The sequence below is a fragment of the Halomonas sp. I1 genome, from assembly GCF_032334135.1.
GTDB lineage: Bacteria > Pseudomonadota > Gammaproteobacteria > Pseudomonadales > Halomonadaceae > Halomonas.
Genome location: NZ_JAVXUS010000006.1, coordinates 112,726 through 134,122, shown reverse-complemented (window position 1 = coordinate 134,122; position 21,397 = coordinate 112,726). Strand labels below are relative to the sequence as shown.

At 63.5% G+C, this 21,397-nt stretch carries 17 protein-coding genes and 1 tRNA gene; 8 read left to right on the top strand and 10 right to left on the bottom strand.

The window, feature by feature from the left end:
• Nucleotides 1-10: 10 nt before the first annotated feature.
• The 8 genes from ileS to rplU form a co-directional block, all read right to left on the bottom strand.
• Nucleotides 11-2,845: an isoleucine--tRNA ligase gene (gene ileS, locus RSO41_RS09460; RefSeq protein ID WP_410000321.1), complete on the bottom strand. Its 2,835-nt coding sequence runs from the start codon at nucleotides 2,843-2,845 to the stop codon at nucleotides 11-13.
• 10 nt (nucleotides 2,846-2,855) lie between these two features.
• Nucleotides 2,856-3,887 carry a bifunctional riboflavin kinase/FAD synthetase gene (gene ribF, locus RSO41_RS09455; protein WP_315618844.1) on the bottom strand — a complete coding sequence of 344 codons (1,032 nt, stop codon included), beginning with the start codon at nucleotides 3,885-3,887 and terminating at the stop codon, nucleotides 2,856-2,858.
• Between the two features lie 85 nt (nucleotides 3,888-3,972).
• Entirely contained in the window at nucleotides 3,973-5,586 is a 1,614-nt protein-coding gene (gene murJ, locus RSO41_RS09450) for a murein biosynthesis integral membrane protein MurJ (protein WP_410000319.1), read from the bottom strand.
• A 121-nt stretch (nucleotides 5,587-5,707) separates the two neighbouring features.
• Entirely contained in the window at nucleotides 5,708-5,974 is a 267-nt protein-coding gene (gene rpsT, locus RSO41_RS09445; RefSeq protein ID WP_275287954.1) for a 30S ribosomal protein S20, read from the bottom strand.
• A 216-nt stretch (nucleotides 5,975-6,190) separates the two neighbouring features.
• Entirely contained in the window at nucleotides 6,191-7,330 is a 1,140-nt protein-coding gene (gene proB, locus RSO41_RS09440; protein WP_315618843.1) for a glutamate 5-kinase, read from the bottom strand.
• Between the two features lie 163 nt (nucleotides 7,331-7,493).
• Nucleotides 7,494-8,681: an Obg family GTPase CgtA gene (gene cgtA, locus RSO41_RS09435; RefSeq protein WP_315618842.1), complete on the bottom strand. Its 1,188-nt coding sequence runs from the start codon at nucleotides 8,679-8,681 to the stop codon at nucleotides 7,494-7,496.
• Nucleotides 8,682-8,851: 170 nt separating this feature from the next.
• Nucleotides 8,852-9,109 (bottom strand): 50S ribosomal protein L27, encoded by a 258-nt coding sequence (gene rpmA / locus RSO41_RS09430; RefSeq protein ID WP_141320707.1) that lies wholly within the window; start codon nucleotides 9,107-9,109, stop codon nucleotides 8,852-8,854.
• A gap of 37 nt (nucleotides 9,110-9,146) precedes the next feature.
• Nucleotides 9,147-9,458, bottom strand: coding sequence for a 50S ribosomal protein L21 (gene rplU / locus RSO41_RS09425; RefSeq protein ID WP_013331065.1), 312 nt, complete (start codon nucleotides 9,456-9,458; stop codon nucleotides 9,147-9,149).
• A gap of 272 nt (nucleotides 9,459-9,730) precedes the next feature.
• Here rplU and ispB point away from each other — a divergent pair, with 272 nt between their 5' ends.
• A complete protein-coding gene (gene ispB / locus RSO41_RS09420) occupies nucleotides 9,731-10,732 on the top strand; it encodes an octaprenyl diphosphate synthase (protein WP_315618840.1) in 1,002 nt (333 codons plus the stop codon).
• 95 nt (nucleotides 10,733-10,827) lie between these two features.
• Nucleotides 10,828-10,904, top strand: a tRNA-Pro gene (locus RSO41_RS09415).
• Between the two features lie 174 nt (nucleotides 10,905-11,078).
• Here the strand turns inward: RSO41_RS09415 and RSO41_RS09410 are convergent.
• A complete protein-coding gene (locus tag RSO41_RS09410) occupies nucleotides 11,079-12,482 on the bottom strand; it encodes a sugar porter family MFS transporter (RefSeq protein ID WP_315618839.1) in 1,404 nt (467 codons plus the stop codon).
• Between the two features lie 418 nt (nucleotides 12,483-12,900).
• Between RSO41_RS09410 and RSO41_RS09405 the strand changes: the two genes are divergently transcribed.
• The 3 genes from RSO41_RS09405 to RSO41_RS09395 are packed head-to-tail and all read left to right on the top strand — an operon-like array spanning nucleotide 12,901 to nucleotide 17,205.
• Nucleotides 12,901-14,049 (top strand): iron-containing alcohol dehydrogenase, encoded by a 1,149-nt coding sequence (locus tag RSO41_RS09405; protein ID WP_315618838.1) that lies wholly within the window; start codon nucleotides 12,901-12,903, stop codon nucleotides 14,047-14,049.
• 50 nt (nucleotides 14,050-14,099) lie between these two features.
• The gene (locus tag RSO41_RS09400; protein ID WP_315618837.1) at nucleotides 14,100-15,548 is read left to right on the top strand and encodes a hypothetical protein; all 1,449 of its coding nucleotides are present in this window, start codon (nucleotides 14,100-14,102) and stop codon (nucleotides 15,546-15,548) included.
• Between the two features lie 52 nt (nucleotides 15,549-15,600).
• Entirely contained in the window at nucleotides 15,601-17,205 is a 1,605-nt protein-coding gene (locus RSO41_RS09395) for a sigma 54-interacting transcriptional regulator (RefSeq protein ID WP_315618836.1), read from the top strand.
• Between the two features lie 55 nt (nucleotides 17,206-17,260).
• On the opposite strand, the gene RSO41_RS09390 is transcribed toward RSO41_RS09395, so the two are convergent.
• Nucleotides 17,261-18,181, bottom strand: coding sequence for a LysR substrate-binding domain-containing protein (locus RSO41_RS09390; protein ID WP_315618835.1), 921 nt, complete (start codon nucleotides 18,179-18,181; stop codon nucleotides 17,261-17,263).
• Between the two features lie 94 nt (nucleotides 18,182-18,275).
• Here RSO41_RS09390 and RSO41_RS09385 point away from each other — a divergent pair, with 94 nt between their 5' ends.
• The 3 genes from RSO41_RS09385 (at nucleotide 18,276) to RSO41_RS09375 (ending at nucleotide 21,395) form a co-directional block, all read left to right on the top strand.
• Nucleotides 18,276-19,202 (top strand): DMT family transporter, encoded by a 927-nt coding sequence (locus RSO41_RS09385; RefSeq protein ID WP_315618834.1) that lies wholly within the window; start codon nucleotides 18,276-18,278, stop codon nucleotides 19,200-19,202.
• Between the two features lie 246 nt (nucleotides 19,203-19,448).
• Complete coding sequence (locus RSO41_RS09380; RefSeq protein ID WP_315618833.1) at nucleotides 19,449-20,144, top strand: GntR family transcriptional regulator; 696 nt, start codon at nucleotides 19,449-19,451, stop codon at nucleotides 20,142-20,144.
• Between the two features lie 33 nt (nucleotides 20,145-20,177).
• Nucleotides 20,178-21,395, top strand: coding sequence for a CoA transferase (locus RSO41_RS09375; protein WP_315618832.1), 1,218 nt, complete (start codon nucleotides 20,178-20,180; stop codon nucleotides 21,393-21,395).
• The last annotated feature ends 2 nt before the right edge of the window (nucleotides 21,396-21,397 follow it).

Here is a 21,397-nt window from a genome sequence, read left to right as displayed (position 1 = left end):
GCTGCCCACCTCACGCATAGTGACGAGTCTCGCCGGGACCATCCGGCAGGTTGCTGATGCAACGACCGCACAGGTCATCGTGATCGGCATGCTGGCCGACGTCCTCGCGATGGTGCCAGCAACGCTCACACTTGTGATACTCGCTGGCCGCGACGGCCACCTTGAGCCCCTCGAGCTCGGTCGCCTCGGCGTCACCGCCATCCGTCAGCGATGCCAGGTGCACGTCGCTGGTCAGCATCACGAAGCGCAGTTCGTCGCCCAGTCGGCTCAGGGTCTCGCGGAGTTCGTCATCCACGTAGAGCGTCACCTCGGCAGCCAGGTTGCCCTTGATGACCTTGGCATTTCGGGCGTCCTCCAGGCACTTGTTGACGGCCTGCTTGACGTTGAGCACCCGCTCCCAGAAGTCGCGCCCCAGCTCGGCCTCGTCGCTCAAGGCGCCCAGGCCGCCATAGTACTCCTCGAGCAGGATACTCTCGCCACGCGTGCCGGGGATATGCTCGTGAATCTCCTCGGCGGTGAAGCTGAGGATCGGCGCGATCCAGCGAACCAGCGCCTGGACGACATGGTACAGCGCGGTCTGAGCACTGCGACGGGCCACCGAATCCACCTGGGTGGTGTACTGGCGATCCTTGATCACGTCCAGATAGAAGCCGCCCAGTTCCCGGGCGCAGAAGCCATGCACCTGCTGGTAGACATCGAGGAAACGATACTCCTCGTATGCCTGCAGGATGCGCGCCTGCAACTGACCGGCACGGTCCACCACCCAGCGGTCCAGGGCCAGCATGTCATCGAAGGCCAGGGCATCGCGCGCAGGGTCGAACCCGTTGAGGTTGGCCAGCAGGAAGCGCGACGTATTGCGGATGCGTCGATAGACATCGGCGGTGCGCTTGAGGATCTGATCGGAGACAGCCATCTCGCCGGAATAATCGGTCGAGGCGACCCACAGCCGCAGAATATCGGCGCCGTACTGGTCCATCACCTCCTGGGGATCGACCACGTTGCCCTTCGACTTGGACTGCTTGTGCCCCTTCTCGTCCACGGTAAAGCCGTGGGTGAGCAACTGGCGATACGGCGGATGACCATCGATCGCCGAGCCGGTGAGCAGCGAGGAATGGAACCAGCCGCGATGCTGATCCGAGCCTTCGAGATACAGGTCGGCACGCGGCCCCTGGTCATGCCCCATCGGGTGCGAACCGCGCATCACATGGCGATGCGTGGTACCGGAATCGAACCAGACATCCAGAGTATCGGTGACCTTCTCGTACTCGCTGGCCTCGTCGCCCAGCAGCTCGGCCGCCTCCAGGCGGAACCAGGCATCGATGCCCTCGCGCTCGACGCGCTTGGCCACCTCTTCCATCAGCTCGACGGTGCGCGGGTGCAGCTCGCCGGTCTGCTGATGCAGGAAGAAGGGAATCGGCACCCCCCAGTTGCGCTGGCGCGAGATACACCAATCCGGGCGGTTGGCGATCATCGAGTGCAGACGCGCCTTGCCCCAGGCAGGCGTGAAGGTTGTCGCCTCGATGCCGGCCAGCGCCTTGTCGCGCAGGCTACGGCCATCGCCGCCGGTCACGTCCATGCCCACGAACCATTGGGCGGTGGCCCGATAGATCACCGGCGTCTTGTGGCGCCAGCAGTGCATGTAGCTATGCGTGATCGGGTGGTGGGCCAGCAAGGCATCGACCTCGTCGAGCTTGGCGACGATCTGCAGGTTGGCCTTCCAGATCGACTGCCCGCCGAAGAAGGGCAGGTCGTCCACATAGACGCCATCACCCTTGACGACACTGATGAAGTCGTCGAATTCGATGCCGTATCGACGGCAGGATTCGAAGTCGTCGACCCCGTGCACCGGTGCCGAGTGGACGATGCCGGTACTGCCCTCCTCGACCTCCACGTAGTCCGCCAGGAACATCGGAGCACGGCGTTCGTAGAAGGGATGAGCGAACTCGATCAACTCCAGCCGCTCGCCAGCGGCGGTGGCGATGATGTTGCCCTCGAGCCCGAAGCGTTCCAGGCAGCTTTCCACCAGCTCCTCGGCCAGCAGCAACAGCCGGTCGCCCACGTCGACCAGGGCATAGGTGAACTCGGGGTGCACGTTCAGCGCCTGGTTGGCGGGGATGGTCCAGGGCGTGGTCGTCCAGATCACCACGGCGGCGGGCTTGGGCAGCTCGGTCAGCCCGAAGGCGGCGGCCAGTTTGTCGTCCTCGGCGCAGGGAAACGCCACGTCGATGGCATCGGACTGCTTGTCGGCGTACTCCACTTCCGCCTCGGCCAGGGCCGAGCCGCAATCGAAGCACCAGTTCACCGGCTTGAGCCCCTTGAAGACGTAGCCCCCCTCGACCAGGTCGGCCAGGGCACGAATCTCGCCGGCCTCGTTGGCAAAATCCATGGTGCGGTAAGGTCGCTCCCAGTCGCCGATCACCCCCAGGCGAATGAAGCTCTCGCGCTGCCCCTCGATCTGCTCGGCGGCATACTCACGACACAACGCCCGGGCCTGGGCCGGCTCCAGGTGCTTGCCATGGGTCGTCTCGACCTTGTGTTCGATGGGCAGGCCATGGCAGTCCCAGCCCGGCACATAGGGCGCGTCGAAGCCGGCCAGGTTCCGGGACTTGACGATGATGTCCTTGAGGATCTTGTTGAGCGCATGACCGATGTGAATGCTGCCATTGGCATAGGGAGGGCCATCGTGCAGCACGAAGGACTCGCGCCCCTGACGCGCTTCGCGCAGGCGGTGGTAGAGGTCCATCGCCTGCCACTGGGCCACCCGCGCAGGCTCGCGCTTGGGCAGCATGCCGCGCATCGGAAATTCGGTTTGTGGCAGATTCAGAGTGTGCTTGTAGTCGCTCATATCCTGGGGGTCAGCCGTCATCATGGTCGGCGGGCAGTCCCGCCGAGGAGTCGGAAAACACGGCCTCGCGCGCCAGCGGCGCCGATGCCAGAGGTAGAGAGTCTCCGGTCGCCGCCGTCTCGGCGAAGAAACGTCGCGCACGGGCCTGGTCGGCACCGATCTGGGCCTTGAGGGCCTCGAGGCCATCGAATTTCATCTCGCCGCGCAACTTGGCGCAGGGCAATACCGTCAGTCGCTGGCCGTACAGGTCTTCATCGAAGTCGAACAGGTGAACCTCGAGCACCGGGCGCAGACTTCCCACCGTGGGGCGCCAGCCGATATTGGCGACTCCCTCCGCGTGACGCCCTTCCGGCAGTTCGGTCTTGACCGCATAGACACCCTGCAGGGCCAACGGATGGGGGGGCTGCGGCAAGTTGGCGGTGGGCACGCCGATGGTGCGCCCGAGCTGGCGATCGCGCACCACCCGGCCGCCGAGTCGGTAAGGTCGTCCCAGCATGCGGGCGGCCTGATCGAAATTGCCGCAGGCCAGCATGGTCCGCACCCGCGTGCTGGAAACACGCTCGCCATCCAGCAGGAAGGTCCGGGTATGCTCGACATCGAATCCCGAGCCGGTGCCGACCGCCTGCAACAACTCGAAGTCACCGCGCCGGTCGCAGCCGAAGCGGAAATCGTCGCCCACCACCAGGTGGCGCACGCCAAGCCCTTGTACCAGCACCTGCTCGATGAACGCCCGAGCCGTCAGGCTGCGCAGGGCGTCGTTGAAGGGCAGGCACAGGACGCGATCGGCGCCGTGTTCAGCCAGCAGACGAACCTTGTCACGCAATCGCGTCAAGCGAGGTGGCGCCTGGTCCCCGGCGAAGAATTCCCTGGGCTGAGGCTCGAAGACCACCACCGTGGCCGGCAGCGACAGCGAACGCGCACGCTCGAGCAGTTGATCAAGGATCGCCTGATGGCCGCGATGCACGCCATCGAAATTGCCGATGGTCGCCACACAGCCATGGTGCTCGTCGCGCAGATTGTGCAATCCTCGAATCACTTGCATGGGCCGTTCGCGCCATTAACGTAAAGTGGTCGATTATAACGGACAGGGCGCCCCTTGACAGCCGCGCCGGTAGACTCCCGGCATATCAGCTTTTCATTCGAAAATGACGCAACCGTACCCCTGTCGCGGCCAGCCAGGCGAAATATACCGCCGCGCCGCTCACCACCAGGGCCGCCATCCAGCCCGCGCGCGTCATCAGCGACCAGTCGAGCCACCGATGCCAATCCGGCGCCAGCCAGGCGAGCGCCAGGCCCATCACCGCGCAACCTCCGAGCAGTTGCACGGCATAGCGCCCCCAGCCAGCCTGAAAGACCAGGACCCCTCGCCGATACAGCAAGCGCCCCAGCAGGCCGGCATTGAGAAACGCCGAGAGTGCCGTGGCCAGCGCGAGTCCCGCATGCGCCAGCGGCCAGATCAGGATCAGGTTGAAGACCATGTTGGCGGCCATGGCGATCATGCCGATCGTGACCGGCGTCTTCGTATCCTGACGGGCAAAGAACCCCGGTGCCAGCACCTTGATCAACATGAAGGCCACCAGGCCCACCGCATAGGCCCGCAGGCTCATGGCCGCCATGTCGATGTCATGGTCGGTCATGGCGCCATAATGGAACAGGGTGATCAGCAGCGGCTCGGCCAGTACCACCAGGGCCAGGGCCGCCGGCAGCCCCAGCAGCAGCACGGCGCGAATCGCCCAGTCGAGCATGCGCGCGAAATGCTCGGGAGACTGCTCGGCGTGGCGCTTGGACAGTGCCGGCAGGATCACCGTGCCGATGGCCACCCCGAACACCCCCAACGGCAGTTCCACCAGGCGATCGGAATAGTACAGCCAGGACACGCTGCCGGCCGCCAGCAGCGAGGCCAACACGGTATCCAGCAGCAGGTTGATCTGTGCCACCGAGACGCCGAACATCGCCGGCGCCATCAGTTTGAGAATGCGTCGCACGCCGTCATGAGCGAAATGAGGCCAGGGTCTCGGCAGCACACCGAGGCGAGCCAGAAACGGCACCTGAAAGATCAATTGCGCCGCCCCGGCGATCAGCACCCCCCAGGCCAGCGCCATGGCAGGTTCGCTCACCAAGGGCGTGAGCAGCACCGCCGCGCCGATCAGCGACAGATTGAGCAGCACCGGCGTGAAGGCCGGCACGGCGAAGCGCCCCCAGGTATTGAGTACGCTGCCTGAGAAGGCCGTCAGCGAGATCAACAGCAGATAAGGGAACGTCAGGCGCAGCATGTCCGCGGTAAGCGCCAGTTTCTCGGGGTCACGCGCAAACCCCGGCGCGAAGGCCCAGGCCAGCCAGGGCGCGGCCAGCATGGCCAGAGCGGTGATCAGCACCAGCACCGCCGCGAGACTGCCGGCCACGGCATCGAGCAGCTCGCGCACCTCGTCCCGGGTGCGCTGCGTGGCATACTCCGAGAGCACCGGCACGAAGGCCTGATTGAAGGCACCTTCAGCGAACAGCCGACGCAGGAAGTTGGGCACCTTGAAGGCGACGAAGAAGGCATCCGCCCCCTGCCCCGCGCCGAACAGCGCGGCGATCACCATGTCCCGGGCCAGCCCCATCACCCGCGACAGCATGGTCATGCTGCTAACGACCATGCCCGAGCGCATCAGTCCGCCTCGACGGGGCGCCGCCTGACGTGGCTCGGCATCGCCGGCGACAGAGTCCGTCGATTCGGTGGGTGGTTGGGGATCAGTCACGAAGCGGTTCCTCGGCAGACCTGGCGTGTTTTCATGCTGGCCACAAAAAAACCGGCCGCAGCCGGTTCTTCGATGGGGCACTCGCGAAATGGTTCGCGTCCCCCATGGGCATCCGGCGTGCTTACGCTGCCAGGGCCTTGATACGCTTGTTGAGGCGGCTCTTCAGGCGAGCGGCCTTCTTCTTGGACAGCACGTCCTTGTCGGCGATGCGGTCGATGACCGGCTGGGCCTGCTTGAAGGCATCCATCGCCTGGGCATGGTCGCCGCCATTGATGGCCTTGATGACGTTCTTGACGTAGGTGCGGACCATGCTGCGCTGGCTGGCTTTCAGGACACGACGGCCTTCTGCCTGACGGGCGCGCTTACGGGCTTGCTTGCTGTTAGCCACTGACTGTCTCCTTGGAGAAAGTTGTTACCGCCATGCTCGGCGGCATTCAATAACATATTGATCCAACAGGGAAATAAAAAAATCCCCGTCGGCCTGGCCATTGGACCGACCACGCAATGCAGCGTCGTCGCTTACGGGCCGTGTCTGAGAGGATGGCGCATCCTATCATGCCGTACGACGTCTTGCCAGCCTGGCCAAGGGGCGGCTCTCTGTCGCTCAGATAACCACCAGATTATCGCGGTGTATCAATTCCGGCGACTCCATGTAGCCGAGAATCGCCTCGATGCGATGACTGGGCTGGCCAAGCAGGCGGCGGACTTCATCGGCCCCATAGTTGGCCAGCCCCTTGGCCACCCGGCGGCCCTGCTCGTCGACACACAGCACCATGTCACCGCGCACGAAATCACCCGACACGGCCTTCACCCCCACCGGCAGCAGGCTGGAACCGCTGTCGCGCAGCACTTTCACCGCCCCGTCGTCCAGCGTCAGGGTGCCGCGTACCTGGAGTTGCCCCGCGAGCCAGCGCTTGCGCGCCGCCATGGGGGCACGCTCGGGCATGAGCAGGGTTCCCAGCCGCTCGCCCTCGACGAGCCGGCCCAGCACGCCGCCCTGACGCCCGCTGGCGATCACCGTGACCGCGCCGGAGCGCGCCGCCAGACGCGCGGCTCGCACCTTGGTCGACATGCCCCCCCGCCCCAGGGCGCCACCACTACCGGCCACTTCGGCCAGCCGGGGATCATCGGCACGTCCCTCGGCAATCAGGCGGGCATTCGGGTCATGGCGCGGGTCGGCGTCGAAGAGCCCCTCCTGATCGGTCAGGATGATCAGAGCATCGGCCTCCAGCAGGTTGGCCACCAGGGCGCCGAGGGTATCGTTGTCGCCGAAACGGATCTCATCGGTGACCACGGTGTCATTCTCGTTGACCACCGGCACCACCCCCAGGTCGACCAGGGTGCGCAGTGCAGAGCGCGCATTGAGGTAACGCTTGCGATTGGAGAGGTCGTCATGGGTCAGCAGGACCTGGGCAGTGGTCAACCCATGACGGGCGAAGTGGCCTTCGTAACATTCGGTCAGGCCATTCTGCCCCACCGCAGCGGCGGCCTGGAGGGCGTGCACCTCGGAAGGGCGGGTCTGCCACCCTAGGCGCACCATGCCCGCCGCCACGGCACCGGACGACACCAGCACCACCTCGATGCCGCGACGGTGCAGCTCGGCGATCTCGTCGACCCAGCCACCAATGGCCGGCTCGTCGAGCCCCCGCCCGTCGTTGGTCAACAGGGCGCTGCCGATCTTCACCACCACACGCCGCATGCGCTTCAGCGCCTCGCGGTCAGGCACCTGTTCGAGATCGTTCATCGACTTCTCGCCTCAACCTGTCTGATCTCCCCAAGCTGGAGAACTGAGCGAGCGACGGCCAGACAAGGCAAAAATTGGCGAACAGAGCGAAGTTTGCTATTGCAAATGAGCATCTTGAGCCAATTTTTAACGCCGTATGGGCGAGCGCAGCCAGTTCCGCTCCTCAGGGGGCGTATTCGACCTCGACGTCATAATCCCCATCATCGAAGTCATCGTCATCCTCGTCGGCCCGCTTGCGCTTGCGACCCAGGCGCGCCTCAGTGCGTGCCACGGCTTCGTCTTCCATGCGGCGACGCATCTCGTGCTCGTGCTCGGCGGCGTCTTCGTCCTCGTTCTCCAGTTGACGCTGCTCGGTCAGCCAGCGATGCACGGCCTGCACCAGAACATCGGCGCCCTCCCCGCTGATAGCCGACAGGCGGAAAACGGGCCCCTGCCAGTCCAGACGCGTCACGATGTCGTCGACCACGGCATCGCGTTCCTCCGCCGGCAGCAGGTCGAGCTTGTTGAGCACCAGCCAGCGCGGCCGCTCGGCGAGCGCCGGGGAAAACTGCCCCAGTTCGTGAGCGATGGCCTGGGCGGCCTCAACCGGGTCGGTCTCATCGAAGGGCGCGACATCGACCACATGCAGCAGCAGCCGGGTGCGCGTCAGGTGCTTGAGAAAGCGCAGCCCCAAGCCGGCGCCATCCGACGCCCCCTCGATCAGCCCCGGCACATCGGCCATCACGAAGTGCTCATGCTGGCCGAGCTTCACAACGCCAAGGTTGGGCACCAGGGTGGTGAACGGGTAATTGGCCACCTTGGGCTTGGCCGCCGACACCGAACGAATCAGCGTCGACTTGCCGGCATTGGGCATTCCCAGCAGACCGACATCCGCCATCACTTTCATCTCGAAGCGCAGGTTGCGACGTTCGCCTTCGGTGCCCGGCGTGGTACGGCGCGGCGCCCGGTTGGTCGAGGACTTGAAATGGATATTGCCGAGTCCGCGACGCCCGCCATGAGCGACGAGCACCACCTGGCCGGCCTCGGTCACATCGGCAATCACCTCGAGGGTGTCCTCGTCGATCACCGTGGTCCCTACCGGCACCTTGACATGCAGATCCTCGCCGGCGCGACCGCTCATCTGCCGCCCCTGCCCCGGCTGGCCATTCTGGGCCTTGTAGAAGCGTTGATACTTGAAATCGATGAGGGTATTCAAGGCATCGTCACCGATCAGGTGAACGCTGCCGCCATGGCCACCATCGCCGCCATCCGGGCCGCCCTTGGGCACGTACTTTTCGCGGCGGAAGCTCAGGCACCCATTACCACCCTTGCCGGCCTCCACGATGATCGAAGCTTCGTCGACGAACTGCATTACCTATTCTCCCGGCGATTCATGTCGCCATGATACAAGAAGGCCCCGCCATGGCGGGGCCTTCCTGCGAGGAGCCTGACCTGATCAGGAGAGTGAAGCGTGCGCGGCGCGAACACTTTCCGCCACGCGCTGTCACCCAGACCGGCCGGCTCCCTGAAGTCCGAGTCGCCTCAGGCGGAGACGATGCTCACGAACTTGCGGTTCTTCGGACCCTTGGTCTCGAACTTGACCTGACCCTCTTCCAGCGCGAACAGGGTGTGGTCCTTGCCGATACCGACGCCCGCACCGGCGTGGAACTTGGTGCCACGCTGACGGACGATGATGTTGCCCGGAACTGCTGCCTGGCCGCCAAAGAGCTTGACGCCAAGGCGCTTCGATTCGCTGTCGCGACCGTTACGGGTGGAACCCGCTGCCTTCTTGTGAGCCATTGCAAATACCTCGCTCGTTCAGGGGACTGATGACCGCTTACGCGGAGATCCCGGTGATCTTGACTTCGGTGAACCACTGACGGTGGCCCTTGCGCGTCATGCTGTGCTTGCGGCGACGGAACTTGATGATCTTCACCTTCTCTCCGCGACCGTGGGAGACGACCTCGGCAGAGACCTTGGCTCCGTCGACGTTCGGCGCACCGACCGTGACGTCGTCATCGTTGCCCACCAGCAGCACCTCGTCGAACTCAATGGTGTCACCGGTCGGCACTTCCAGCTTTTCCAGCTTGAGCGTCTGGCCTTCCTGAACGCGGTACTGCTTGCCACCGCTCTTGATAACTGCGTACATGTTTCTCTCTCCAGGACTCATCAAGGGTTGGCTCTTCGTCGACCTGCTTCGAGTGGCACCCCTCTTGGCACCATCTGACAGGGAGCGAGATGAGTGGGTCGCGGATTATAGCGGCGAATGCACACGCATTCAACAGGGTCGACCCCTGGCCGACGCCATGAGCCGGCCCATGGAGGCACTGGCACGCTTGACGCCCCTCAGGGGGGCCCATAGCATGGCCGACAATTCGGTCAAACACTGGCCGCCCACTTCGTCTCATCGATATCGCCTTCATGCCAGCCACCACCGCGCCGACACAGCTCACCACCCCCGACACGCCCATCCATGCGGTGGTGGCCGAAGACTTTGCCGCCGTCAACCGTACCATCCAGATCCAGCTCGCCTCGCGCATCCCGCTGGTGGAAGCCATCGGCCAGTATATCGTCGATAGCGGCGGCAAGCGCATGCGCCCCTTGCTGGTGCTGCTGGCCGCGCGTTCCCTGGGATACGAAGGCGACCAGCACGTGGCATTGGCCACCCTGATCGAATTCATGCACACCTCGACACTGCTGCATGACGACGTGGTCGACGAGTCGCACATGCGACGAGGGCGTGCCACCGCCAACGACGCCTGGGGCAACGCCCCCTCGGTGCTGGTGGGCGACTTCCTCTATTCGCGCTCCTTCCAGATGATGGTCGGCGTCGGTTCCATGCGCATCATGGACGTCCTCTCGGCGGCCACCTGCACCATCGCCGAGGGCGAGGTCCAGCAACTGACCAACGTCGGCAACCCGGATGTCGACGAGGCCGCCTATTTCGAGACCATCCAGGGCAAGACCGCCATGCTGTTCGAGGCGGCGTCACACTGCGGTGCCATCATCGCCGACGCCACCCCGGAACAGGAAGCCGCCCTGCAGGCCTACGGCCGCTATCTCGGCCTCGCCTTCCAGCTCGTCGACGATTTGCTCGACTACCGGGGCGACGCCGACACCATGGGCAAGAACGTCGGCGATGACCTGGCCGAGGGCAAGCCCACCCTGCCGCTGATCCAGGCCATGGTCGCCGGTACCCCCGAACAGGCCAAGGTGGTGCGCCAGGCCATCCGTCAGGGCGGTCTCGAGCGACTCGACGAAGTCCTCGCCATCGTCCACGACACCGGCGCCCTGGACTACACCCAGCGCCGCGCCGAGGAAATGTCGGCCAAGGCCCTGGCTCAGCTCGAGGTCTTGCCACCCTCCGCCTACCGCGACAGCATGGAGCAACTCGCGCACCGCGCGGTGGACCGCCGCACCTGAGCGTCGGCACGACGACCCGCATTGGCCACAAGGGCTTGCACAGCATATTCGTTTACGTATAATACGCATCCGTTGTCGCCCACCGGGCCCGACATCGGAGTATAGCTCAGCTTGGTAGAGCGCTGCCTTCGGGAGGCAGAGGTCGTAGGTTCGAATCCTGCTACTCCGACCACAAGATTCATGAAAACCGCCACTTACGGATAATACCGGGTGGCGGTTTTTTATTGCCCGCATGTCACACTGTCGACATACGGGCATCGCCTACCCGGAAAGCCCGCCCGCGCAGCCTGATGCCACACTGCCGGTCGCCCCATGACAGGACCAGGCCAGGGGCGGGCATCTTCCGTCATGCTCCCCTGCCAGAAACTGACGCCTGAGCCCGAGCACCGGAAAGGTGCACACGGCGCAGTTTGACGTCGTCCCCGACCAGATGCCGCTGCAGTTCCTCGAGCGAGACATTGCGCGTTTCCGGCATCAGGAACAGCACGAACACCAGCTGCAGCAGCATCATGACGGCGAAGAAGGCGAAAACCGGGCCGCCGCTGAAGGTCCCCAGCACCCAAGGCATGACCAGGGTGATCAGGGCCGCGAAGACCCAATGCACCGAGCTGCCGAAGGACTGGCCACGAGCGCGCACATGGTTGGGGAAGACCTCGGCGATGAACACCCAGATCACCGCGCCCTGGCTGATGGCATGAGCAGCAATGAACAGGCCGAGCAGCAGCGGCACCTCGATGCCCCCCAGGGCATCAGTGAAGAAGGCGCGCGAGATCAGCACCAGCGACAGCAGATAGCCGGCTGAACCGATGATCAACAGTGTCCGCCGCCCGAACCGGTCGATCAAGGACATGCCGATCATGGTGAAGACCAGATTGACCAGCCCGATGCCGGCCGTCGACAACAGCGCTGCCTGGCTGCCAAGCTCGGCCGCCTCGAGTACGCGGGGCGCATAGTAGATGATGAAGTTGATGCCGGAGAGCTGATTGAAGAAGGCGATCAGGAAGGCCAGCAGGATCGGCAGGCGATAGCGACGCGAGAAGAAGCGTGCGTGCGCGGTGCGCTCTTCATCCTCGGCAGCGCGAATCGTCGCGATCTCCGCGTCGGTATCCGCCTCGGGGTTGATCAGGCGCAGCACGCGGGTTGCCTCCGCGACATCGTTGCGCTTGAGAATCAGCCAGCGCGGGCTACGCGGCACGCGCGTGATCATCAAGGTGTAGATCAGGGCGGGTACCGCCTCGATACCGAGCATCCAGCGCCAGGCATCCTCGGTGACCAGGCTGCCGATGAGATAGTTCGAGATGAAGGCCATCAGGATGCCGAAGACGATGTTGAACTGATACATGGCGACCAGCAGGCCACGATGCTTCGGCGGAGCGATCTCGGAGATATAGGTGGGTGCGGCCACCGAGGAAATCCCCACGCCGATACCGCCCAACAGGCGGAAGATGGCGAACAGCACCGGATCCGAGACCATCGCGGAGCCCAGGGCGGATACCAGGTAGAACACCCCGATGATGATCAGGGTGGCACGGCGCCCGAGGTTGTCGGTGGGCCAGTTGCCGAAGATGGCACCCAGCACGGTACCCCATAACGCCATGGACATGATCAGCAGGCCATGCTGGAGGTCACTGAGCCCCCAGAGGGCCTGGATCGGCTTGTCGGCGCCCGAGATCACCGCAGTGTCGAAGCCGAACAGGAAGCCCGCCAGGGCCACGGTAATCGACCATTGCACGATACGCGTCATTGTCATTGTCCTTTTCCAAGGGTCGTTGACGAACAAGTGAATCGATTCATCTAACAACCGAAACGACGCCGACCATCATGTCGGCCTGACTGATAGATGAATCGTGTCAGCAAGAGGCTATTACAGCAGCCAGGGCCGCAAAGTGCGACTCGGAAGCCTCGAACTTTGGTATGAGGAGCACTCGACGCGGATCGGAGAGGACGCTGGCTACCGCTCTTGATGATATTTCGCATCAAAAAAGACAAGAATTGATGATGCTTATCATCATATCGCTGACATCAGCCGCCATCTTCATAAATTCACCAGCAATATCAAAAGATTACAAATAGCTCTAAAGTGGCACATCTCTTGCTCAATCGTCTCGGGCCTGGCGCCCATCGAGGCGCCAGGAACTGGCCACCGATATCAACAAGAGATAACGCCCATGCACGTCAGTCGCTTCAAGACCGCCCACCGCCTGATCACCGGCCAACAAGCCTCGCACGAGCTCCCCGCGGAGATACGCAAACTGGGCATACAAAGGCCGCTGATCGTCACCGATCGAGGCGTGCGCGAGTCAGGAACCCTGGATCTCGTGACATCCCGGATGAAGGACCAGGATCACGCCATCTACGATCGCGTGACCGCGGAACCGGAAATCGCGGTCGTCGAGGAATGCGCCCAGGCCTTTCGCCACGGGGAGCACGATGGCTTGATCGCCGTCGGCGGCGGAAGCGCCATGGATATTGCCAAGTGCGTTTCCGTTTATGCTCCGTACAGCATCGCCCTGGAAGCCTTGTTCGGCGAGGACAAGGTCGAACGTTCGGGAGTGCCGTTGATCGCCATCCCCACCACTGCGGGCACGGGGTCCGAGGTCACCAATATCGCCATCCTCGCCGACAGCCGGCAAGGCACGAAGCGCGGCATTGTCAGTGATCACTTGCTGCCCGATGTCGCCCTGGTGGCCCCGGAAATGACGTTGAGCTGCCCGCGCTCGGTGACGGCCGCCAGTGGTGTCGACGCCCTCGTCCACGCCATCGAAGCCTATCTATCGAATTTCGCCAGTCCTCTTACCGATACCCTGGCGCTCAAGGCCATGACGCTGATTGCCAACGCCCTGCCCAAGGCATTCGCCAACCCGGCAGACCTCGTCGCTCGAGAAGACATGGCCACCGGTAGCCTGATGGCAGGACTGGCCTTCGGCAATGCAGGCGTCGGCGCCGTGCATGCCCTGGCCTACCCCCTCGGGGGCCGTTACCACCTGTCTCACGGCGTCAGCAACGCTCTCCTGCTACCGCATGTCATGGCCTGGAACAAGCTGGCCTGCGTCGAACGTTTCCATGATATTGCCCGGGCATTCGGCGAACCGTGCGCCCACTTGTCTGCCATCCAGGTCGCCGACCACGTCATCGATCGTCTGCACCGATTGTGCCGTGACGTCGAGATCCCCGCACGACTCCGGGCATTCGACATTCCCGAATCCGCGCTTCCCGAACTGGCAGACGCCGCCAGCAAGGTCGAGCGTCTGCTGCGCAACAATCCTCGTGTCCTGAGTCGTGACGATATCGAGAAGATCTACCGCGCCGCCTACTAGGCCTTCAATGCCTTGATCTTGATAACAACACCAAATAGTGGAGATACGCCATGAACCAATGGAAGCATCGTGCCGACGGCGCGGAAGCGCCTTATATCGCCTTTGGGCCCTTCAAGATACGCCTGCCCTTCCTGCATTATCGCTTCGAGTTACCCGACTACCTGCAGGGTCTGCTGATGTGTGCGGTGGACCTGGCCGCCATTCCGTTGATGACCGAACTGCTGGGCATGCCCTTCGAGGCGGCACTCGCCATCGTGATGCTGAACGGCCTGCTGTACCTCCTGCACCACCTGCTTGGTGACCCTGTCGTCCCCGGCTGGATCACACCGGCCATTCCCCTGCTGATGGCCTATGTGACGACCTTCCCCGAGGGTGAGGCCCGAGTGCATGCGTTGATCGCCTTCCAGATGATGCTGGGGATCCTGGCCCTTGTCCTCGGGCGAACGGGACTCGCGGCCAGAGTCGTGGGGCTCATCCCCTCCGCGATCAAGGCAGGCGTGATCATGGGCGCCGGCCTGGCCGCCATCGTGGTGGTCTTCGACGAAGGCGGCCGCTTCTCTCAATATCCCTTCACCATCAGTATCGCCGTGGGCCTGGCCTTCTACCTGATCTTCTCTCGGCACTTCACCAGGCTGAAGGCAAGTGGCGGCGCCTGGGCCACCCTCGGCAAACTCGGCATCTTTCCCATCATCGTCCTGTCCATCATCATCGCGCCCCTCTTCGGCGAGGCGTCCTGGCCCAGCGTGGAATGGGGATTCAGCCAGCCCGACTTCGCACTGATGCTGAGCGAATACACCGTCTTCGGTGTCGGGCTCCCACCGCTGTCGATGTACGTTACCGCCATTCCCACCGTTCTGGCGGCCTACATCGTCCTGTTCGGCGATGTCCTGCAAAGCAAGGCCCTACTCGACGAAGCCGACGACATGCGTCGCGACGAGAAGGTCGATTACGACCCTGACCGCGCCCACATGATCTTCGGTAGTCGCAACCTCGGCATGAGCGTGCTGGGCCCCGACGTGGTGATGTGCGGCCCCCTCTGGGCTGCCATGCAGGTGGTGATTACCGAACGGTACAAGGAAGGCAAGGCCGCCATGCACTCGATCTTCGGCGGTTCGGGCTCGTTCCGCTGGGGCACCAACACCGGCCTGTTGCTGTTGCCGATCGTCAGCCTGGTGCAGCCTATCCTGGGCATTGCACTGGCGCTTACCCTGCTGATCCAGGGCTATGTCAGCGTGCGCATCGGCATTATGGAAGCCCGGAGCCAACGCGATCTGGGCATCGCAGGTGTGATCGCCGCCGTGCTGGTCATCAAGGGTGCCACCTGGGCCTTTGCCGTCGGCGTCTTGCTGTGCGTGCTGATCTACGGTCGCCGCTTCTTCTCGGGAGAGAACGACGGCACCTTCGCCAAGGACCTGGCCAGCCACGAGGAGTCCCCGCGTCCTGCCTCCGACTCAGCCAAGAGTCTACATGAGCCCGATACCTCGCTTGACGTACATTGAGCCAAGCGACGCCCGCCGGCCATCCGGCGGGCGCCTTTCCAGGGGGCAGGGCATGCGACACATCAGTGAAAACCAGCACATGGCAGAAGTCCGACCACTCTTCGAAGAACAGGATGTCGGCGCGGTTGAAGTCTTCGACGACTCGGGCCAGGCGATCGGCGTATTGACCCAGACCGATCTCGAAACCGCCATTCAGGAGGCCAGGCTCGAGCGCCTGGTCGGGGAGTGCCTGCGCTACCGCGTTACCGGCGACTCACCGCCTCCGCCCGGTGTCGCCGACGTCTCGAGCCACGGCTTCAACAGCGAGCCATTGCGCTCGGTGCTTAACGCCCTGCACGACGGGGTCTACATCACCGACGCCCGCGGCATCACGGTCACCGTCAATGCGGCCTATGAACGCATTACCGGCATCCAACGCGAAGACGTGGTGGGGCGACACATGGCCGACCTGGTCAAGGCCGGCTATATCTCGAAGTCCGTATCACTGGAAGTGATTCGGGAACGTCGCTCCATCACACTAGTACAGAGCATCCGCGACAATGACAAGATCCTCGTCAGTGGCATGCCCATGCTTGATGGCACGGGGGCGCTACGCTATGTGGTCACCAATGTCCGCGATGTCACCGAACTCCTTCGCGCCAAGCACGCCCAAGAGCAGCTCGAACAGATCCATCGCATGCGCGAGGCCTATGATGTCGATGTTCGGACTGCCGATCAGCCCCCTTGGCTGATCGGCAGTCCGCAATCCCGGGAGTGCCATGCCCTGGCCAGACGCATTGCGCCCACACAGGTCAAGGTACTGATCCAGGGAGAGACGGGCACCGGCAAGACGTTACTGGCCCGCTATATCCATCGCCACAGCGAACGCGCCTCAGGGCCCTTTCTCGAGCTCAACTGCACCGCCATGCCCGAGGGGCTGCTCGAGGCCGAACTCTTCGGCTATAGCCCGGGCGCTTTCACTGGCGCCTCTCCTCGCGGCAAGCAAGGCCTGCTGGATGTTGCCCACGGCGGTACCCTGCTGCTCGACGAGATCGGCGACCTCCCCCTGGCCCTGCAGGCCAAGCTGCTCAAGGTCGTCGAGGAAAGCCGCTTCCTGCCGGTCGGCGGCACCGAGTTTCGCCACGCCAATATCCGCCTGATCTGTGCGACTCACCGCGACCTGCAACATCAAGTGCGCCTGGGCCAATTCCGCGAGGATCTCTATTATCGCCTCAGCGTCGTTCCCTTGACGCTTCCCCCCTTGCGCGAGCGCCGCGAAGAGATCATTCCCCTGCTGAATCAGTACCTGGCGCACTTCAACCAACGCCACGGCCAAGATCGGCGCTGGCACCCCGAGAGCCTCGAACTGCTCACCGGCCATGACTGGCCAGGCAACATCCGCGAGTTGATCAATCTGACCGAGCGCCTGGTAGTCAGTATCACCGAAAAGGAAATCACCCCGCGCTGGTTGCCATCCGCCTCCCCTTCGATAGACGAATCGGATCCAGCCACTGCCACAGGCTCATTGCGTGAACAGGTCATGGCGCTGGAGCGCCGGTTGATCGATACGGCCCTGTCAGCGCATGGCACCACCCGCGCGGCGGCAGCCGCCCTTGGCATCGACCAGTCGACGTTGGTCAAGAAGGCCCGGCGCTGGCGCCACTCACGCCCTTCCTGATGTCCTTCTTGAGCTCGGCTTCGAGCCAGACAGCGCACGCCTGGGGCGAAAACGCCTACGCCTGGAGCCTGTCGTCTTCCAGCCGTTCGTCCAGCCACGCCAGCAGCGCCTGGGTCGCGGCACGCCGCAATGTTCCTCGACGGGTATAGATGGCGATGGCATCCCGCTGCGGCAGACTTTCCACGACCGGCCGAACCAGTTCGCCACTGTCGATGAGGCGCTGCGTGGTACGCCGCCAGCCCAGGGCGATCCCCTGTCCGGCGACCGCCGCCTGCAGCAACAGCGGATAGCTGTCGAAGTCCACGCCCTCCCCGAGCACGAGATCGCTACGCCCCACGGCCCGCAACCAGTCGGGCCATTCCAGCCAGTCCGCCGGCTCGACCCGATAGTGCAACAGCCGATGCCCAGGCAGGTCATCGAGACGCAATGAACCCGCCGGTCTTTCCAGATAGGCGGGACTACAGACGGGAAAGATCTCGTCCGCGGCCGTCAATGCCAGTTGATGGGTGCCACTGGGGCGCCCACTGGTCTGCAGGGCAACGTCGAAGGGCTCGCCGAATTCCGTGATCGGACGCGTCGATGTCGCCAGCTTGATATCCAGCTCGGGATGACGTCGGTTGAAATCATCCAGACGCGGCATGAGCCAATAGAAGGCTTCGCACAGCTGGCAGAACAACACCACCTGCGTATCGCCGATATCGCCCCTCAGCGCGCGTGCATCGGCGGCGATGCTGCCCAGGGCCTGCGACACCGTCCGGCCGAACTCGCGCCCTTCGCGGGTCAGGAAGACGCGGCGGTGACGTCGCTCGAAGAGCGTCACCCCCAGATCCTCTTCCAGCAGTCGTATCTGCCGGCTTATCGCTGCCTGCGTCAGGTGCAGCTCGGCGGCGGCGCGCGTGAAGCTCTCGAGTCTCGCGGCGGCCTCGAAAGGTCGTAGCGTTGCGAGCGGGGGCAAAGGCCTGGTGGGAGAATCCATAACGCTCCCTTATGTGAAAGGGCCGAGAAATCGTTTGAGAGCCTGACCGGGAAATCGGCACTCTCCTTGTCGAACCCCAGCAGGAGAGCCCGTGATGACGGCAGATGATACGCATGAAGACAACACATCCCGAGGCGTGACCTTGATCGTGGGAGCCGTCTTCCTGCTCGCCCTCGCCGACGCTCTGGTCAAGTATCTAAGCGCAAGCATCACCCTTTGGCAACTCTATGTCCTCGCCTCGTCGGTCTCGTTGCCCACCCTGGCCGGGCTGATCATCGCCCAGCGAAAAACACGCCCCCTATCCCTCGCATCATGGCGTTGGGTCGGCATCAGGAGCCTGCTGCTGCTGTTGATGTGGATGGCCTACTATATGGCCCTGCCCTTGATACCGCTGTCCGTGGCGGCCGTCGCCATTTACACGACGCCGCTGTTTATCGCCATCCTGGCCTCCATGGGCGCCCGTGAATCCCTCTCTCCCAGTATATGGGGCGGCATCCTGTGCGGCTTCGTCGGGGTCGTGGTGGTGCTCCGCCCCACTGGCGAGGCCTTCGCGCCGGCGACACTACTGCCGCTCCTGGCAGCAGTGCTGTATGCCCTGGCGATGGTGGCGACAAGACGCTACTGCCAGCAGGAACATCCACTGACGCTGGCACTGGGGTTGAACCTGGCCTTCCTGGTGGCCGGTGGCAGCATCAGCATCCTGCTCGCCTTCACCGACACCTCATCCCTCGCCGAGCAGTCGCCCTTCCTGTTTGCCCCCTGGCAGCCCATCGGGCGCAATGAACTCACCATCATCGCCACCTACGCCCTGTTGATGGTGGCCGTGAACACCGGTGTGGCGAAGGCCTACCAGGTCGCCCCCTCCGCACTGATCGGCACCTTCGATTACGCTTACCTGCTGTTTGCCAGCCTCTGGGGCTACCTGCTGTTCCATGAGGTCCCCGACGGAATGACCTGGCTGGGCATGAGCCTGATCCTTGCATCGGGCCTGCTGGTGCTGAGGCGTCAGCGCGCAGGATAAGCGCCGGCTCGGACGCAAGCGGTCAATACATGACAACGCCTCCTGACGTCTCTAGTGAGCCAGCAGATCTTGCAGTTGAATTCAGCGATGCACACCAACCTGGAGGAATACTAGCCCCCTCTCTTCCAGCAGCTTGGTCAAATGCAAGAAAACGCAAAATTGCATACAACTTCTCGACCAAAGTTCAATTTTTACCCAGCCTGACGCCAACTAGCTTCAAGATTGCATGCAATTACTGGAGACAAAATGGCGAAGGCAGGCGCGGTACCGCCCTCCCCGGGAGCCCAGACGGCGACCACGAAGGTACACGAGGTCATCAAGCAACGGATTCTCGATGGTCACTATCAGGCCCATGAATACATCCGCGAAGCGAGCATCGCACGGGAGCTTGACGTAAGCCGCACCCCAGTGCGTGAAGCGCTACGCGAGCTGGTATCGGAAGGCTGGTTGGAAGCGATACCCCATCACGGGGCGCGGGTGGTGGCCTGGACGGAAAAGGACGCCCGTGAGGTGTTCGAGCTGCGTGTTGTGCTGGAGCCCATGGCCGTCCGCCTGGCCTGCGAAAACATGAACGAACCATGTCTCGCTCGACTCAGGAAAATCGCAGACCGCATGGAAGCGCTCACCGAACGGATCGAGACGGACCTTGGCATACGCAATGAAATCGCCTTGCTCAATCACGACTTCCACCGCGAGCTCATCCAGGCCAGCGGCAACCAGCGGCTCGCCAGCGTGCTGGATAGCGTCGTACGCACCTCTGTGATCAGACGCAACTTCGGCAATTACCAACTGGACAACCTTCGCCGCAGCATGCGCCACCACCGGGAGATCCTGGAAGCCATCCTCGCAGGCAGCCCGACATGGGCCGAAAACGTGATGCGTGCCCATCTGCTCGCCGCCCAGGCTCTGCATGTCCAATTCCCCGACACTCCGCAGACTTAGCCCGTCACTCTCTGAAGAGGCCGCACAACAACAATGAGTCATCACGACAAGTCCGCTCCGACACCCCTCGACAACATCAAGGTCCTCGAACTCGGACAACTGATCGCAGGCCCCTACTGCGGCCAGGTACTAGCCGATTTCGGCGCCCGGGTCATCAAGATCGAGCCCCCGGGAAAAGGCGATGCCATGCGCCAATGGGGTGCCGCCGACAGTGATACCGGCGAGCCTCTCTGGTGGAACGTCATCGGGCGCAATAAGCAGTCGCTGACGCTGGATCTGCGTCAACCCCGTGGCCAGGAGCTGTTTCGCGAACTGGCCGAGGATGCCGACGTCATCATCGAGAATTTTCGGCCCGGCACCATGGAGCGCTGGGGCCTGGGTTACGATGAGCTCTCCCGCCATAATCCCGGCCTGGTGATGGTGCGTGTCACGGGGTTCGGTCAGGATGGTCCTTACGCCACGCGTGCCGGCTTCGCTTCGGTATGCGAGGCCATGGGCGGTCTACGCTACCTGAGCGGTTACCCGGATCGCCCGCCGGTACGGGTCGGCATTTCGCTCGGCGATACCCTGGCCGGCTTGCACGCTGCCCTCGGCACGATGATGGCACTCCATCAGCGCGAGCGCACCGGGCACGGTCAGGTGATCGACAGCAGCATCTTCGAGTCGGTTCTGGCGATGATGGAGAGTCTCGTCCCCGAGTTTGCGCGTGCCGGCAAGGTTCGCGAACGCAGCGGTAGCTACTTGAGAGGCATTGCACCCTCCAACGCTTACCCGGCCCGAGACGGCCGCGATGTCATCATCGGTGCCAATCAGGATACGGTCTTTCGGCGGCTGTGCGAGACGATGGGCCAGCCGACCCTGGCCGATCACCCGGATTACGCCACCCATCGGGCACGCGGCGAGCACCAGCAGACCATCGACGATCTGGTCGCGGCCTGGACCCGTCAGCACGACGCCCAGCATATCGTCGACCTCCTGGCAGATGCCGGTGTTCCGGCAGGCTTGGTCTACCGTGCCCCCGACATGCTCGAGGACCCGCATTTCCGGGCTCGCGAAGCCATCATCGAGGTCCCCGATCACCAGGGCAAGCCACTGCCGATGCAGAACGTCTTTCCTCGACTTTCCAGAACGCCCGGGAGTGTGCGCCACGTCGGCCCTACCCTCGGTGAACACACCGAGACCATCCTGTCCAGCAGGCTCAGCCTGAGCACCGAGGATATCAACGCCCTGCGCAACGACAAGGTGATCTGACG